The organism is Catalinimonas alkaloidigena, from assembly GCF_029504655.1.
GTDB classification, from domain to species: Bacteria; Bacteroidota; Bacteroidia; order Cytophagales; family Cyclobacteriaceae; genus Catalinimonas; species Catalinimonas alkaloidigena.
The window spans coordinates 5387610-5404767 of sequence record NZ_JAQFIL010000001.1 but is presented as its reverse complement, the minus strand read 5'-3'; the positions used below and the strand labels follow the sequence as shown (position 1 = coordinate 5404767).

15 protein-coding genes are annotated in these 17158 nt (G+C 43.3%); 12 read left to right on the top strand and 3 right to left on the bottom strand.

Going from position 1 to position 17158, the window contains the following annotated elements:
• Positions 1-9 precede the first annotated feature (9 nt).
• The 12 genes from OKW21_RS22110 to OKW21_RS22055 all read left to right on the top strand — a co-directional run bounded on the left by OKW21_RS22110 (position 10) and on the right by OKW21_RS22055 (position 11491).
• Positions 10-609 carry a toxin-antitoxin system YwqK family antitoxin gene (locus OKW21_RS22110; RefSeq protein WP_277483568.1) on the top strand — a complete coding sequence of 200 codons (600 nt, stop codon included), beginning with the start codon at positions 10-12 and terminating at the stop codon, positions 607-609.
• Positions 551-1204, top strand: a complete 654-nt coding sequence (locus OKW21_RS22105; RefSeq protein WP_277483566.1) for an SCO family protein — start codon at positions 551-553, stop codon at positions 1202-1204. Before OKW21_RS22110 ends, OKW21_RS22105 begins: the two co-directional genes overlap by 59 nt.
• 271 nt (positions 1205-1475) lie before the next feature.
• Complete coding sequence (locus tag OKW21_RS22100; protein ID WP_277483562.1) at positions 1476-2513, top strand: YHYH protein; 1038 nt, start codon at positions 1476-1478, stop codon at positions 2511-2513.
• A 286-nt stretch (positions 2514-2799) separates the two neighbouring features.
• Entirely contained in the window at positions 2800-3792 is a 993-nt protein-coding gene (locus tag OKW21_RS22095; protein WP_277483558.1) for a YHYH protein, read from the top strand.
• A 7-nt stretch (positions 3793-3799) separates the two neighbouring features.
• Positions 3800-4444, top strand: coding sequence for a hypothetical protein (locus OKW21_RS22090; RefSeq protein WP_277483556.1), 645 nt, complete (start codon positions 3800-3802; stop codon positions 4442-4444).
• 22 nt (positions 4445-4466) lie between these two features.
• A complete protein-coding gene (locus OKW21_RS22085) occupies positions 4467-5081 on the top strand; it encodes a hypothetical protein (RefSeq protein ID WP_277483554.1) in 615 nt (204 codons plus the stop codon).
• Positions 5082-5360: 279 nt separating this feature from the next.
• Entirely contained in the window at positions 5361-6770 is a 1410-nt protein-coding gene (locus tag OKW21_RS22080; RefSeq protein ID WP_277483551.1) for a CotH kinase family protein, read from the top strand.
• A gap of 110 nt (positions 6771-6880) precedes the next feature.
• Positions 6881-8092, top strand: a complete 1212-nt coding sequence (locus OKW21_RS22075; RefSeq protein WP_277483547.1) for a lamin tail domain-containing protein — start codon at positions 6881-6883, stop codon at positions 8090-8092.
• A gap of 11 nt (positions 8093-8103) precedes the next feature.
• On the top strand, positions 8104-8775 hold the full coding sequence (locus tag OKW21_RS22070) for a DUF4956 domain-containing protein (protein ID WP_277483545.1): 672 nt from the start codon (positions 8104-8106) through the stop codon (positions 8773-8775).
• Positions 8775-9761, top strand: a complete 987-nt coding sequence (locus tag OKW21_RS22065; protein WP_277483542.1) for an HlyD family secretion protein — start codon at positions 8775-8777, stop codon at positions 9759-9761. Before OKW21_RS22070 ends, OKW21_RS22065 begins: the two co-directional genes overlap by 1 nt.
• A gap of 4 nt (positions 9762-9765) precedes the next feature.
• A complete protein-coding gene (locus tag OKW21_RS22060; protein ID WP_277483540.1) occupies positions 9766-10986 on the top strand; it encodes a TolC family protein in 1221 nt (406 codons plus the stop codon).
• 202 nt (positions 10987-11188) lie between these two features.
• Complete coding sequence (locus OKW21_RS22055) at positions 11189-11491, top strand: CREC-EF hand family protein (protein ID WP_277483539.1); 303 nt, start codon at positions 11189-11191, stop codon at positions 11489-11491.
• A gap of 752 nt (positions 11492-12243) precedes the next feature.
• On the opposite strand, the gene OKW21_RS22050 is transcribed toward OKW21_RS22055, so the two are convergent.
• The 3 genes from OKW21_RS22050 to OKW21_RS22040 form a co-directional block, all read right to left on the bottom strand.
• Positions 12244-14985: a TonB-dependent receptor gene (locus OKW21_RS22050; protein WP_277483536.1), complete on the bottom strand. Its 2742-nt coding sequence runs from the start codon at positions 14983-14985 to the stop codon at positions 12244-12246.
• The gene (locus tag OKW21_RS22045) at positions 14986-15396 is read right to left on the bottom strand and encodes a hypothetical protein (RefSeq protein WP_277483534.1); all 411 of its coding nucleotides are present in this window, start codon (positions 15394-15396) and stop codon (positions 14986-14988) included. It lies immediately after the preceding gene.
• Between the two features lie 146 nt (positions 15397-15542).
• Positions 15543-16943: a S41 family peptidase gene (locus OKW21_RS22040; RefSeq protein WP_277483532.1), complete on the bottom strand. Its 1401-nt coding sequence runs from the start codon at positions 16941-16943 to the stop codon at positions 15543-15545.
• Positions 16944-17158 lie beyond the last annotated feature (215 nt).

Genomic DNA, 17158 nt, shown 5'->3' with positions numbered 1-17158 from the left:
GTTGGGTTAATGTTATTTGCAGTTAGCTGTAGCAAAGACATTGATCAGCACTCCATTACTGAAACCTATGCTTTAAAGGGTGAGCTAAAACTTAACCCCAATGAGGGTAAATGGTATTACAAAAACGAACCCTATAATGGCTTTGCCATTTCCTATTATGACAATGGTGTAATAGCAGAGAAAATTGGGTTTTACAATGGCAAAAAAGAAGGTCTTGCTCAAAAGTGGTTTGATAACGGAATATTGGGTAGTGAAATGTACTATTCCGCTAACAAGATCAATGGATACAAAAAGACATGGTGGCCCAATGGAGAAATCAGCAGTGAAGCCTATTTTGAAAAGGGGGTAGTAATCGGCATACAAAAAACATGGTATATCAATGGCCAATTGGCCAGATTGACAACTGTGAAAGATGGGAAACCAGAAGGCCTACAACAGGCATGGTTAGAGAATGGGAAGATTTACGCCAACTATGAAGTCAAAAATGACAGAATTTTTGGTATGAAACGATCAAACTTATGCTATTCATTAACAGAAGAAAAAATAACAGATGAGACAGTTAGTAATATTGATGATAATAGTGGTGCTGGCATCTTGCAACAATTCTAGTAAACAAGAAACCAGCAGCGTAGATGTTCTACCTTATTATGATGAGGCTACCTTCACCCCAAAATGGTATGATAGTGAAGGTTTGGTGCCTCAGGATTTTCATAAAATTCCTGAGTTTTCTTTGATCAATCAGCTAGGCGATAGTGTTTCAGAAAAATTGTTGGATGGAAAAATCACGATAGTTGATTTTTTCTTCACTTCATGCCCAGGCATTTGTCCAAAGATGACTGGTAATATGACGCTGGTGCAAGAGGAATTTTTAAATGACGATCATATTATGATTCTTTCTCACTCAGTTACTCCTGAACATGATAGTGTGTCTGTACTGAAAGATTATGCTATTGAGAAAGGTGTAGTAGATGGAAAGTGGCACCTACTTACAGGTGATCGGAAAGAAATCTATATGCTAGGTAGAAGTGAGTATTTTGTTGAAGAAGACTTGGGCTTAGTTAAAAGTCCTGATGATTTTTTGCATACTGAAAATTTTATTTTAGTAGATGCCAATAGACATATAAGGGGTATTTATAACGGCTTGAATAAAACTGCGATAAATCAATTGATTGCAGATATTAAAACATTAGAAAGTACCTTATAAAAGAAAACCACTTTAAAGAGCCGAAGGGAATTTTCAACAAATAATAGCTGATCTAACTAGGCAGTATAGTGAAACAGATAGTACCTATGTTGACCAATTCATCGGGAAGGCCGATGCACCCTGATAAACTTCTTTAAAAACCCTTTTTTATTCTAATACTAATAAAAAAATCCTCCCTCAGTGGAGGATTTTTTTGTGCACAAAAAATATGTAGAGTCGGCGCGAGGGATTTTTAAGAAATGTACGTCTGTATATCTAAAACATATTCAGCATGCAGAAATTTCATTCATTTATTTTTCCTCTTTTGATGCTCGCTATTTTGTTCACCTCCAATAGCTGCAATAAAAATAAATCTTCTGAGGATGCCACTCATGCCTCAGAAGTAGGTGCCGTTGTGGGTGTTGACCCAGACCTCTTTCTTGAAGGCACAGAAGTTATCACAGTCCCCTGCACCCTTTCCGATGGCACTGAAACTACCTGCTACCAAATCGTGGCCAGTACACCTACCGACCATGACATGGGGCCATGGTGTCCTGAAAATATTTCGGATGGAGCAGAGGCCGGAGGTATCTGGCTGGAAAACGGAGAGGTGTACGATGTAGATGGTGAATTCATTAAAAATCTGGCTACCTTTTACGATGACAATACCTGGCTGATGTATGATGCCAATGGTGACATTTACGTCACGGATACCGAAGAAGACTGTATCAATGCGGCCAACCCCAATGTGGGTGAGGAATACAAAAACTACTGTGTAGAATGTGTTCCTGAATACATAGCTGAGCTCACGCGAACATGGTTGATCCCAGCGCAACCCGTCAAGCTAACGACATCTGCCTATTTTGCCCGAGGTGGCGGTGGCGAACCTGGAGGAAGGCCACAGCCAGGCAACAGATCTGAACCAGAAGCAAGACCAGAAGCAAAGGGCTTTGGGCCTCAAACCCGTGGTATTGCTTTCAATGGCGTAGAATTTTCAGCATCCGCGCCAGTGGATAACATATTAGGGGCTTATACCCTGGCCCCCTTTGATGATGCGGGTGGCCACATCAATGTTCATCAGGGCTATCATTACCATGCTGCCACAGGCATATCCGCACAAATCAAGCAGGAGGATGGTCATGCGCCCATGATTGGCTATGCCATGGACGGGCACGGCATCTATGCCCAGCTAAACGAAGATGGAAAGGAGCCGAGTGACCTGGACGACTGTAGAGGACACTATGATGACACAAGAGGCTATCACTACCATGTGGATGCACCAGGTTCCAACAATTTTATCAATTGTCTGGCAGGAGCTTATGTAAACTAATATCTGCCAGTGATTTTATGAGTAATTGTTGTGCATTAAAGAAGGAGCTAGTGCCTTCTTTATTACGATAGGTCATACGCAAACGAGCAGTCTGTACTATATCCTATAGGTAGGTTTTTAAAGATCGTGTATGAAAGCCAAATACTCTAAAGGGAAAAAATCTAAAAATTTTTTGAATCTGCGAGGGATACCATATCAACCTGCGTCTAAGAGGCTAAATGACAATACACTATGTAAGTAGTAGCAGTCAAAACAAACAATTACACCTCCTTAAAATAAAATAAGAATGAAAACGCCTTTAGTAAAACTCTTGACACTGTTGCTCGCCTCTACCGTTATCTTCACTTCATGTAGCACGGAAGATGATATCATGGATGATGACGATAATTCAGATGTAATCGTAGGTACCGTTGTTGACGTAGATCCCGACCTTTTTATTGATGGCACCACGGTTAGCATAGTTGATTGTACTCTTTCCGATGGTACGGCAACCACCTGCTACCAAATCGTGGCCAGTACACCTACCGACCATGACATGGGGCCCTGGTGTCCTGAAAATATCTCAGATGGAGAAGAGGCCGGAGGTATCTGGCTGGAAAACGGGGAAGTGTACGATGTTGATGGTGCTTTTATTGAGAATCTAGCCACGTTTTACAACGATGATACCTGGATGATGTATGATGCCAATGGTGACATCTACGTGACAGAAACGGAAGAAGACTGTATCAATGCGGCTAACCCCAATGTGGGTGAAGCCTACCAAAACTACTGTGTAGAATGTATTCCAGAATACATATCTGAGCTCACGCGAACATGGTTGATTCCAACTGAGCCGGTACTGCAAGCTTCATCTGCCGCTTTTGCAGGAGCTGGTGGGGGGCGACCTGGGCAGGGAACTTCCGGCCCCTCAATAAGAGGAATTGCCTTTAATGGTGTGGAATTTTCTGCATCGGCGCCGGTGGATAACATTTTAGGGGCATATACACTGGCCCCCTTTGATGATGCGGGTGGTCATATCAATGTTAATCAGGGCTATCATTATCATGCCGCCACCGGTATTTCTACCAAGGTGGCCCAGGATGACGGCCATGCCGCCATGATCGGCTATGCCGCCGACGGACACGGTATTTATGAGCAACTTAATGAAGATGGCAGTGAGCCGGATGATCTTGATGCCTGCCGTGGGCACTACGATGATTTAAGAGGATATCACTATCACGTAGATGCTGCGGGTTCAAACAATTTTATCAACTGCCTGTATGGGGCATATGTCAACTAATAATGCTATGAAAAAGATATTAAAATCAATCATTGCAGCTGTTCTGGTTTTGATAGCAATGTCTGCAAGCGCTCACCAGCCAGATATTTCTTCACTGACACTGCTTGAGCACGAATCCGGGAAGTGGACGCTACAACTGAACGCCTCCATGACAGCTTTCCAGTATGAAGTAAGGAATGCGTACGGTGACGATTCCTATGCCTCTCCTGAAGAGTTTAATCAATTGCTGGTGAATCATCTGAAAGAGCATATAGCCCTACAGCTAAATAAAGAAAATGTGACACTGGAAAATGGATTGGTAAGGCTAGGGCACGCCACCACTGTCGCCTTTGAGTTATCCGGAGTGCCTGAAGCAGTGGAGGAAGTATTTGTTGAAAACAGAGGGTTTGAGAACATCCATCATAGTCAGATTATTTTCAGCATCGTAAAAGAAGAATTGGATAAATTTCAATTCATTCTCAATGAAGAAAACAATTTCCAAATCAGCCTATCCCTTGAGGATAATCAAATCCTGTTGGCAGAGACCTCATGGAATAGTAAGTGGGCGTTTGGGGCCATCTCTATAGTAGTAGCTGGTCTGTTGGGATTTCTTTTTTACAGGTCCAGGTTTAGGAAAACGTTTTTAGCTCCAAAGCGCCTGACTCGTGCCTGAACGAATGAACTTTAAACGATCAATGATGAAAGAAATACTCTTACCTATCATGCTCATGATCTTGCTATCATGTCAGAGTGATGATATTGCAGAGGAAATAGATAGTACCCAGGGTTCGGTAGATATCACAAGTGTAGTACTGGCTAATTTCAAAAATGAGTACACGGAGGGCGTCAGTGTGCAGGTAAACGGCGACGGTTTGGGTGACTCCGACGTTTCTTTGGATGCCTGCGAACAACCCGATAGCTATGTTGACGATAATTCAGATACCGATGGTTCGTACAGCCTTACCGATGGCATTTACGGTCCATCCGGATTTTACTGGACCTATTCAGATGTAACGGAAACGGATATGTATTCCGCTTATGTAGGAGGGGTGGTGCGTCTGCTAAATGGCAATACACTGATTGGCGTAGGAGCTAGCGGAACGATGAAGGAGGTGAGCTACGATGGCGAAACGGTCTGGGAGTATATCAAGCCGGTAGGCAGCAATGGCATCGCTGATCAATATGAGGCAATGAACGGAAATAGAATCTTCAGACCAGAGCGGTACAATGCAGATTTTCCCGGCCTTGCTTTCTATGATCTAACTCCCCAGGGAACCATAGAAAGCGGTCCAGATTATAGCTGCGAATAACTTGAAGTGTCAATCTTTCAATTTATTTGTTGGTGAAGAAAAAGTTCAGTTAAAGGAAAATGGCAAAACATACAAATGGTTGGTTATGGCCTGTTTTAAAGGGTTTGATACACCTGTTTTTCTTTTACAAATCTCATCAACCGAATACATATAGCAAGCCATTGAAAAAGTAGAATTTTATCTTTTTTCCGAGGGAATTACACAGGTTCTACGTCTATACATTCAAAATACCCCTTATAAAGACTTATCTAAAACAACCCACAAAAATGAAACAATACCATGAAACTGATAATTAAGCTTTCAACTTCATTGATGCCTGTATTAATGGTGATAACGCTTATTACAGGATGCTCAGAAGATGACATCGCAACAATAGACGATGAAACCACAACAGAGATTGAGGATGCTGATTTTGAAGCAACCGACTGGACTACTGAAACGCACAGCAATGATGCTGAACCAAATTTTGATGAGGTATTTCCGGATAATGAAGTAAAGCGTTTAGACATTGTAATTTCGTCAGAGCGTTGGGCTGAAATGCTGGCAAATTTGACCAGCCTTTACGGCACCACTGGATTCAGAGGTTGGGGAGGTAATTCATTTTCCGATGAGAATCCCATCTTCGTACCGGCAGAAGTGTTTTACGAAGGCAAAGCGTGGTATAGGGTAGGAGTCCGATTTAAAGGAAACTCTAGTTTGGCATCCACCTGGCAGACCGGAAATATGAAGTTGTCTTTCAAACTGGACTTTGATGAGTTTGAAGATGACTATCCACAAATAGAGAACCAACGTTTTTTTGGGTTCAAGCAGCTGAGTCTTAAAAACAACTACAACGATAAATCCTTTCTTCGTGAAAAAGTGGCCGGTGATATTTTCAGAAATGCCGGACTGGCTGGCTCGCATACGGCCTTTTATACCCTGTATGTAGATCATGGTGATGGCCCCATTTACTTTGGATTATATACACTCGTTGAAGAAGTAGACGATACCGTCATCGATACCCAGTTTTCTGATAATGACGGGAACTTGTATAAACCGGATGGTAATGGGGCAAGCTTTGCCGCCGGCACATTCAGTGAATCTGTTTTTGTAAAACAAACCAATGAAGAGGCTGCCGACTGGTCCGACATCCAGAACCTGTTCGTCGCTTTGCATGCTGACAACCGAACCACGGATGCGGCTGCCTGGAGGGCGGGCCTGGAAACTGTCTTTGATACGGATGTATTCCTGAAGTACCTGGCAGTAAATACGGTGATTCAAAACTGGGATACCTACGGAAGGATGACGCACAATTATTATTTATATAATAATCCGGACAACAACTTGCTCACCTGGATTCCCTGGGATAATAATGAAGCTTTACAAAACGGTAATAGGGAGGGGGCGCTACCACTAAATTTCTCAGGCTTGTCATCAACACAATGGCCGTTGATCGGGTATTTGTATGCAGACACATCTTACAAAGCGCAATATGATACGTACGTGGAAGAGGTGATAAGCGGAGTGTTTGATCCCAGTACAATACAAGCCACCTACACCACCTATGCCGCCCTCATTGAACCGTATGCCACCAGTGAAACCGATGGATATACATTTTTGAACAGTAGCGCTGAATTCCAGTCAGCCGTCAATACGCTTAAAACGCACGCGACACAACGGGCCGCAGCAGTGGAAGCCTATTTGGACTAATGGAAAGCAGGTGGCGTCCTTTTGATACATCTGTATCGCACCATTACAAATTAATTAAAGATTAGGTCATGTTATCGTGTTTAAAATTCAATTGGTTTTCATATTTCTTCATGCTCTCTCCGCTATTACTGCTCATTTCATGTGATGATGAGGATGAAATTGAGCCGACCATAGAAGGCATCTATATTAATGAAATTTTTGCCTCGGGTGAAGACTGGGTCGAGCTATATAACGCATTGGAAAGCAGTAAAGATATTGGCGGTTATACCATTTCAGATGATGCTAACCAATACAGTCTTCCCTCTGGGACTACTATTCCCGCCTATGGATTCCTGGTGTTGCTCTGTAATGATGTAGGAACAGAACTGAATACCAATTTCAAACTCTCTGCAGAGGGAGAAACAGTGTCATTGGAGAATGCAGAGGGTGTGCTCGTTGATGAAGTTGAATTTCCAGCTCTCGACAATGGTCAATCCTACGCCAGGTTTCCCGATGGTTCTGATTTTTGGGAAATAACCGGCGTCACCACAGCGGGTGAATCCAATGGTGATGACAGTGCACCCGCCATCAATTCAATATCACGTGATCCGATGGTTCCTGCACTTAATGAAAGTGTGGTGGTAAGGGCTGAGCTGATTTCAACCTCAGGTGTTGCATCGGTAAAACTATATCACCGTTTTGATGGTGGTTCCTTTTCGGAAGTTGATATGACCTATCAAAGTGGAGGCTCGTATACCGGCACGATTCCAGGTATTGCTACGGAAGGATTAGTGGAGTATTATGTTGAAGCGGTAGGCACTGATGGCCTGTCTTCATTGAAGCCCGCTTCCGCACCGGATAATACCGATGGTTATTTATTGAACACCGATCCATTGCCACAACTGCTTATCAATGAGTTTATGGCCAGCAATACTTCCTGTTGTCCGGATACCGATAGCGGTGCAGAAGAGTTTGATGATTGGATTGAAATTTATAACGCTGGCACCACCCCGGTAAATATAGGAGGGATGTATCTCTCTGACAACAAGGAAGACCCCTTTGGTGATCAAATATCCAGTGATGATGCCGATGCGACCACGATTCCGGCCGGAGGATACCTTGTGCTGTGGGCCGATGGATCTAGCAGTCAGGGGCCACTGCACCTGAACTTTAGTTTGAGTGCAGATGGCGAGGATGTAGGCTTGTTCTACATCGATGGCAGAACCATGGATACATACACCTTTGAGGCGCAAAACGAAAATATATCCTGGGGACGAACATCAGATGGTAGCACGAACTGGGGGGCTTTGGATACTCCTACACCGGGTCAATCTAATAATTAACCAGCTAACCCATGTTTGAATTATTTCCCGATCAACCGGTTTACGAATACCCACAGCTGGTCAACATTACCTATTCTTTTCTATGGGCTTTTGTGCTGTCTTCTTTGATTGCCATCACACATAGACTCACCTTTACCGGTAGTTATTATCCCAAAAACTTCTTTCAGTCATTGATTCTGGGAGCATTGGTAACCACTTTGGTTATGATGGCGATCGGAGATAGTCTGGCACGCGGATTAGGGGTATTTGGAGCCATGGCCATTATTCGCTTTCGCACCCGTATTGATGACCCGAGGGATGTGTTGTTTTTGTTCGCGGCTTTAAGTACAGGCCTGGCTATTGGCGTTTTTGGCTTCACCATTTCGTTTGTGGGATCTATCCTGTTTTGCCTGGCCGCATTTTTACTACACTCATCCCCTTTCCGGTCTTATTCAAATCACAGCCATTTGTTTTTTACAGTTCAGGACGCTAACAAAATGGAAAGGATTACCAGTCTCATTCAGAATCATTGTAAGGACGCTCGCATCCTTAGCATTCAGGTGACCAAAGACATGGCAGTTCGGTATCAGTTTGCAGTAACGTTAAAATCTACGATAACAAAAGGGGATCTGATGTATGCGCTCAAAACTATAGAAGGAATATCTCAGCTTAAGCTGATGTCCAATGAAATTGTATCAAACTGATGGAAAAAAGAACGAATTGGTTTTACATATTAATTGCCTTGATGTTGGTTGCCATGCTGTTTATCAGCGGCAAATATTTTAAAGGAAGTGGTGAAGCTTCCATAGGGATAGCACAAACTTCAGAATACAAAGTAAATACAGAAAAATCCGCACTGGTAAAGTCTGTAAATATTGTCCCCGGAATGCAAGTGAAAAAGGGCGATCTTTTGGTCGAGCTCAGCAGCGATGCGCTGGAGGTAGACATCGCTAAGCTCACCAATCGCATTGCTGTTTATAAATCCGAACGTGACGAAAAAGCGAAGCTCGCCAATGCGGAAATCTCCTATCTCAAAGCCCAAAAAGGGATTGAAATAGAAGAACTTGATGCCGAGATAATGGAGCTGGAAAGTGAGATCAGGATGAATGAGGCGCTTACAAAAGCATTTACTTCTGATAAGAAAACCAGTGAAAATTCACCAATATCAATAAAAGTCAGATCGCTCAGACAACAAAAGCAAAAGCATCTGGAAGCAATGAACATTAAAGTTGAAGATGTTTTGCAAGAGAGCACGACGGAGCAGCATTTGGTTGAAAATCAAATTTCTCTGCTTGAAAGTGAATTGAAATTACTGGAAGCAGAAAAGAGTAAGTTGAACAAATATGCCACCGCTTCAGGTGTTGTAAAAAATGTTTACGTGAAGCCCGGGGAGCAGGTGGATTCCTTTACCCCCTTGCTGGAAATCAACCCCTTGCATCCTACTACGGTAGTCGCTTACCTGGTTGGAAAGAAACCAACAGAGTTGGGTGTTGGAAAAATAGTCAGTGTGTCATCTTATGACCAACAAAGAAATTCGGTAGAAGGTAAAGTAATTGGCTATGGGTCTGTCAGTGAACTTCCTGAGATTTTGCAAAAGTCTACCGCCACAAAAGCATTTGGTCAACAGGTATTTATAGAGATTCCTGTGGAAAACACTTTTTTCAATGGTGAAAAAGTATTGATTCGATAAGCTTATGCGTACACTTCTTAATTTTTTCTTGCTCCTACCTACCGTTCTCAGTGCCCAGGTCTCAATGGAGGATTTCTTATGGTCAGCCTTGGAGGCGCCTGCTATTCAGGTATTTGACCATCAGGATATTTATCTGAAGTCAAATCCTTACCGGCTTTCTGTGTTTCGCGAATTGGAATTTAGAACCGAGAGTAATCAAATAGATACTGAACGTCAGGATTATGCCTTACGATTGCAACCAGCCAACCCCTGGGAAGAGAAACGTAATAAACAATACTTTCAAACCTATCAGGAGGTGTTGCAGCTTGATCGTCAACGTGAACTGAAAAAGCTCTTGAAAACCCATTACGAAGCAATCATCGACTGGGTCTATCTCGAGGAACAAAAAAAGCTGAAGGAAGAAGAACATGAGCTGGTAAAAACATTGATAAAAATTCTGGAAGCACAACGTTTTTCCGATTTCTTTGATGCCAATGAGTATACTGATTTAAAAATTGAACAGGTAGAAAAGCTCGTAGCACTGGAAGAATTATTTTTCGAGGAAGAAGCGCTGCGTAGTAATATTGAAGCACTATATCCACCAGCGCAAAACCAAGTGATTTCATGGTCTTTGAGTGAGTTAATTTCCATTGACAAAGTACAACAAGTGATCGAATACTATTCAAGTGTGACTGAATTTGGCGAAGTGGCTTATCGGCAAAAGCAGGTTGAGCTTTCCAAGTCAGAATGGGCATTGGAGAAAGCAAACATCAATGTAGGGTTTCTGCAGGCACAGTACCAGCAATACCGAATCGAGCAAGACAGAAGTCCATGGAGTATAGGGATGGGAGTGACCATACCTATTTTCAATCCAAACAAAGTTGACATGACCAAGCGTAAGCTGGAAATGATAAAAGCAGAGGGTGACCTGGCCGATGCAAAGAACGAACAGCATGCAATGCTAGCGTTGATGAAGAAAAAAGTAAAAACGCTAACGACACGTTACAATAGCTTACAAAATCAATTGGACAGTTTAAACGTAGACGTATTAGCATCCAATCTTCAGGAAATTAAAAGCAGTAATCCGATTACCGTTATTAGGTTGAAAAGCAGCCTGATCAAATCAAGAAGTATTGCGACCCTTTTACGAAAGGAAATCTACCAGGCTTACATTGAGTATTTATGGTATGCAGAAATGCTGCAACAGCAGCCTCTTAGAAATCATCTTAGCCCCGATTTAAATTAGGTACAACTTTGTGGCAGCCGTTTATATGTTATTGACAAAACCCTGAGCTTCTACTCTTTTTTGAAAAGCAAATGTAGTAATCCGTGTGGTTAGCCAGTAAGCAATCATTCCCTTCTTACTGGGACACAAAAAAAGTTAATTGCTATCGTTTGTTTGAGGGATTAAGGGAAGAATCGCGTCTAAAGAGTAAAGTACAAAGAACATGAAAAAAACAGTAAAAACAATCGCATTAGGCGCAATCGCTTTCATGGTGCTTGCCTGCGCATCACAGAATAATCAGGCGAATAACCCGCAAAGACCTTCAGGTCGGCAGGGAGGGGGACCGAGTTTTGCACAGCTTTTATCAGAGATGGATGTCAACAAAGACGGTAAGCTGGCAAAAAGTGAAGTAAAAGGCCCCCTGGTAAATGATTTCTCAAAAATTGATGCTGACAGTGATGGCTTTCTTATAGAAAGCGAGCTTGAAAATGCGCCGCGACCTCAGAGAAATGGTCCAAGACCATAGGTCTTATACAGTTAATCGTTATCAACAAACGATACAGTTAAGGTAAAGTTAAATATTCAGTACCGGGGTTTTCTCGGTATTTTTTCTTGTTGGTGCATTTGCTTAGATGCGGCATTTCCTGCTTGTAGGTTTCAATTGAGAAAGCCGCCTGACACTGGCGTGAAAAAGATAAGAATAAGGGGAGGCTCTTTACTCCACTACAGAGCCCTCCTTCTACAAATCAGCCCATACTGGTTGCTGTATTGGCTAACTGGGGAGGCAGGGTCACTGAAGGGACAAATCGTTCTGAACGCTAATGGTGTTGGGATTTTACTGCTTTGAAATGTGCCAGAAAATAACTGGCTTTAGCCGGCACGTTTTGAAGCTGTTTGAGTTAATCCTCTGAGCTGGAGGCATTTTAAAAACCTGAAGTCACATTTTTCACAGCCAATAGCACTGCTATTACCCAAAAAAATGTTTAGACACAAGCTTGAACTTTCTCAATTCGCAAAAACTAACTCAAACAGCTTCTTAAAAATTTGTTGAAGCTTTACATATCAACATGAGGTACTGATTCAGCATAGCCCATTCCTATCAAAAAGTCATTCTATTTCTGTGCTAAGCTGCGTCATATCAGGTAAATCACCAAAGCGTCGAATGTCTTAACAGACTACAAAAAAATCAGAACTCCTCAGGAGAATCTTTTTTTGAGCTACTTGGGTAGACTAGCAAATGGTGACTGGTACTTAGTGAAAATAGCGAATCGTTAGTTGTTAACTACTTTTCTTAAAATGCCTCAACTGATATGTGAAGGTGAGCATGAAGTAGCGTTGCAGTACCTCTGTCTGCGTTTCCTCGAGATACTGAGCACTAACTGTCTGACTAAAACTCTGGTTTTGACCTAACAGGTCAAAGACAGAAAGTTCCAGCTCTCCGCGGTCATCCTTGAGAAATTTCTTAGCAATTCCCATATTCCAGAGGGTATAGTTAGTATCAAACTGGCTATTAGCCCCAGTGTACTTTTGAAAATACGTTTCATTTCTAAACACAAAGCCTTTGCCGAAGATCAGGTTAAGTTTCGCCCCCAGCGTCTGGGTATAGTACTGACTATTACTTCCTGACTGTATTGAGTTGAGCACGCGGCTTCCGTTAATCTGATAGTAAAGGTTATAATCAATTTTTTCGCTGATATTACTAGCCAGTCCTAATTTAATGTTGGCCGAATAGGTATTGGCTATGTTTTGAACTCCGTCAAGCAGACCGGGCAGGCGTTGGTACCCCAGACCAAGAGAGGTATTAAAACTACTTTTTAGCGGTGAAATCAAAACACCGTAGGTAGTATTATTTTGTGCGTTCCAATACCCGTCTACATTGAGGGGGGTGCTTACCTGCGCTCCCGCCTGATACGTGATCCCATCTGCTGATACCGAGTCAGCGCCAATGATGGAAGTGCTGGTGGTAATGTAATCCGAACTTGTGGATACCCGGGTAAAATTCGAGAAAGAAGTATTTTTGTCAGCATTCACTTTTTGAAAACGCATGTTAAGCGCATGCGTGTAAGTCTGGTCCAGTTCAGGGTTTCCTACAGACAGAAACAGCGGGTTACTATTGTCTAATACGCCTTGTAGTTGGTTAATGGTGGGTTCTGTAGTTGACGTAGTATAGCGTATCAGCAAATTAGCATCATCAGAAAGTTCAAACCGCCCCGACACGGATGGTAAAATATTACTGAAACGGTTGGTCAGCTGAGTAGAAGTAGGGGAAAACTCAAGATTATTTAGCGTGGCGTACTGGTAGGTAAGCCCAACATCAAAGAAATTACCGAACTGACGGTTGGAGAAACGGATGGATGGAGCATGGGTCGTGTAGCCACTTTTCAAATGGTTAGACAATGCCTCACTGAACGATTTTTTTTCGTCTCCTTCCTGCAAGGTATAGGTATCCCGATCGGATTCTCGCGAGCTGTGATTGACCTGATATTTAAGGGCTAGTTGGGCGGTGGAGCCAATCGGCTCGGTATACACTACGGAAGAACCCAGTGTGTACTGCTGCTCATCGGTAAGATACTCTGTCAGCGAGTCCAACGTCAGATCCTCCAGGTAATTTTCTCTTGTCGTCGGGTTGATCTGGGAATTAACCTCCAGGGAAAGTGTCCGACCAATTTTCGTAAATTTATGCTGGAAGATCAGATCATTTCTTACACTAAACGCCTGGTTTAAGCTCGAGAAATTGTTATGGGTTTCGCTCAGCAGTTCACCATCAGTATACTCGGTTTGTCCGAGGGTGCTTTCATTTTGTTGGTTATCCTGATAACTAATGGCTGACCTGAGCATAAGGTTATTGTTATCATTGATCTTGTAACCTATCCTCATATTCAGCCGATGGTTCAGGTTATCCGTGAACGATTGCTGATCTTCCTGGTAGTACTGACTGCCGCTGGGTAAAAACGATTCCCTGGTAAGCTGTTGATTGTTGCTGTTACTGGTCTGGTTGAAAAAATAGCTTCCTTCAAAAGTGGTTTTTTCTCCCCAGTCATTCGTAAAGTTAACGCCAAGTGCATTCGTTTGAGTAATGCCGTCCTGAACACCCGTGATGAAGTTATTATTTCCGCCTCCTCGTCTGAATCCACCGCGCCCTCCGCTTACCTCCGCCAGGTCTTCGCTACCAAAGTTTTGCTGATTGATGTTGTTGGTCATTCCCAGAATGGTAGTTCTACTATCCTGGTTGAATGAATTGATAGTGGCTCCTGCTTCATATAGGTTATCGGTACCATAGCCGGCATATGCCCGGCCAAACTGCCCGTTTCGCTTGTCTGCTTTGGTCACCACATTCATGGTTTTGGTCGTATTGCCATCGTCAAATCCGGTAAGCTGGGATTGCTCGCTTTCTTCATCGTATACCTGGATTTTGTCTACAATATCGGCCGGGATCGTATTCAGCGACAATAGCGGGTCTTGTCCGAAAAAACGTTTGCCATCGAGCAATACCTGCTCAATGCTTTCACCATTGGCGGTTACCCCATCACTATCTACGATAATCCCCGGCATTTTACTAACCAGATCACGAGCGCTGGCATCCGGGTTGGTTTTAAAGGCATCGGCATTATACTGGGTGGTATCGCCCAGCTGCTCTACGGGTACTACTTCCCCTTCTACCGAAATTTCATCCAGCAATTTCACATCCGGCTCCAGTTGGATTACTCCTAAGTCTGTTTCAGCCTGGGTAAGTCTGAAAATGCGGCGGTAAGGCTTATAACCAACACTGGAAATTTGCAGTCGGTAAAAGGCTTTCTCCAGATTGTTGATCGTGAAATTACCGTCGCTTTCAGTAGCAACAAACCGGGATCGGGTTGAGTCTTTAACGTTGATCATCATCACGGTAGCCCCGATTACTCCTGAGGTATCCGAAGCGTCGATTATACGGCCAGTCAGGCGCCAGGGCATATCCTGAGCAACTGCTGTGGAGATTAGGAACAGGAGGAATACTCCACTGATAACTGCTTTCATCGTCTTCATCTATTCGGGCTGGTTTTCTTCGGACTCTCTATCTCTCCTATTTCTTCTGATGGCTAGTTTTTCGTAGATAGCATACTGCTCTTCGTTAAGCACATCGGCGATCAGTTCGTCTTTTTCCTGACGTAAAGCCTGCATCTGTTCCCTACGGGCTTCCCGATCATTGCTTCCGCGCGATTCCTCAAAAGCTTCCTTTAGCGTCGTTGCGAATTCATCGTAGATGCCATCCAGGAGAGCCGTTTGGTCATCGCTTAAATCGGTTATCTGTTCATAGAGTGCCTGCTTTTCCCGGCTGACCATCTCTTCCGGCCCACCTCCGGGAGGGCCTCCTCCGCCCGGGCGTTGAGCCTTCAGGGAAGAAAGGGAAATAAGTAATACAAAGACACTGAATAATACGCCTTTAAAAATCTGCATGATGTTAACTGTTTATGTTTCGTTTATTAGATGCTGAAATCAGAAAAATCCTTCGCTTGGGTTGATGTTTTTTTTAGCCACCTAATTTGGGAAGGTGGATATTGACTTACTATGAGCTGTACAGAAGCAGGTATGGCAAAGAGGTGCTATTCGTTGGAACTGTATACATTACTCTGATTCGTCTGTTCTGCATTAGGTAAAAGTAATTTGTTCTTCTGGCTCTTTACCGGATTCTCGAGATCTATGTAGGATTTATGGGCACTATTGGTCAGGGATCGAGCATGCTGTCCGCCAGAAATTAAGTTCAAAGCTGTACCCAGCAAGGGGTCAGATGGATCACCGAAGGGCCTGGCATACAGCAAGTCATCCTCTACCGAATAATCTGGTGTAAGCCCTCCTGTAAAATCAGTGGCCCCCACGGCATTGGTATATTTGAGAACAATCGGCATCACTGCCCAAGCATGGCGCGCCGGTTCCGCCAGGTCCGGGATGACCCATGAACCGTAAAACTTTCCTACCGTAGTTTCACCAATGACAATAACATCCATATAAGGGTCCAGCCCACTGATGAGCAGTTCACTGGCTGAGGCGGTGCTGCTGGCGGTCAAAAAATAGATTTGGCTCAAATTGAGATTATGACCCGTAGCGATAAAAGTAGAGACCAAGCTTTCGGACGCTTCTCCCTCGTAAAGGATAATGGAAGACTCCAGGGGTTCATTATAGTCATAACGAACCAGCACTTCATTGCTGCTTACCGCCGAAGAAGACGCTAATGCACTAGCAAGATACTGCGCTACTTCTATCTCTCCGCCTGGGTTATACCTTAAGTCTATTACTACATCAGTGACGCTTTCCTGAGCAAACTCATCCAGGGCAACGTCCAGACTGCTAAGCCAGGCTTGGTTGTCGCCGGAGATAAACTCAGCGTACACTAAATAGCCTACCCTTTTATCGGCAGTGCTGATGACCTCTTTATGAAGTACCGGATCGGCTGCAATTACCTCCGCTGATAGCGCAAGTGTCTCGTTGTTTATAGTAAAACCGCTATCTTCCTCGTATTCTGCCAGAGTAACAGAGTACTGATTCTGGATGTATAGATCAAAATAGTTCTCTGTAGTAAGGCGCTGTCCATCGATAGCTAATATAATATCTCCTCGCTGTAAACCAGCTTGCTGGGCCGGAGAATTGGGATATACGTACTCCACGGCAATAAATACTTCATTGGTGCTGGAAAGCAGGCCGAAGGTGGGAGAGTAGCCCATGCTGGTATATACTCCACTAAGCTCCTCCATCAATCCCTGATAATCATCAGTGATATAAGAAAATCTATCTTCTTCATTGAGCAATGAATAAAAATAGTCCTTCGGATCCTGTTCTACCGAGCTAGGCAGTACCATATCCTCATTCCAATAATAGTAGGTATTCATTGCTTCGTACACCCAACTGTTAATAAACGCATTCTGCGAAATTTCCTCAGATTCCTCGACTATAGGCGCCATCACTTCATCATCATCTTGCTGGCAGGACGTGAGGAATAGTACTAGCATACAACTGATGAACAGCCGAGAAAATTTAACAGCATCTTCCATGGTTATTTTTTTAGAGATTTGATCAATTCTACCTCAAAAGGTTTAATCGTACTTTTCATTTGGATGAAATACCCACATATGGTCTAAGCAGGATGGACGCTTAGTTACTACATGAGGCTTGATAATAGGGCTAATCTCAGTAAAAGTAGCAAGTGTAAAAAAACGATTAGACG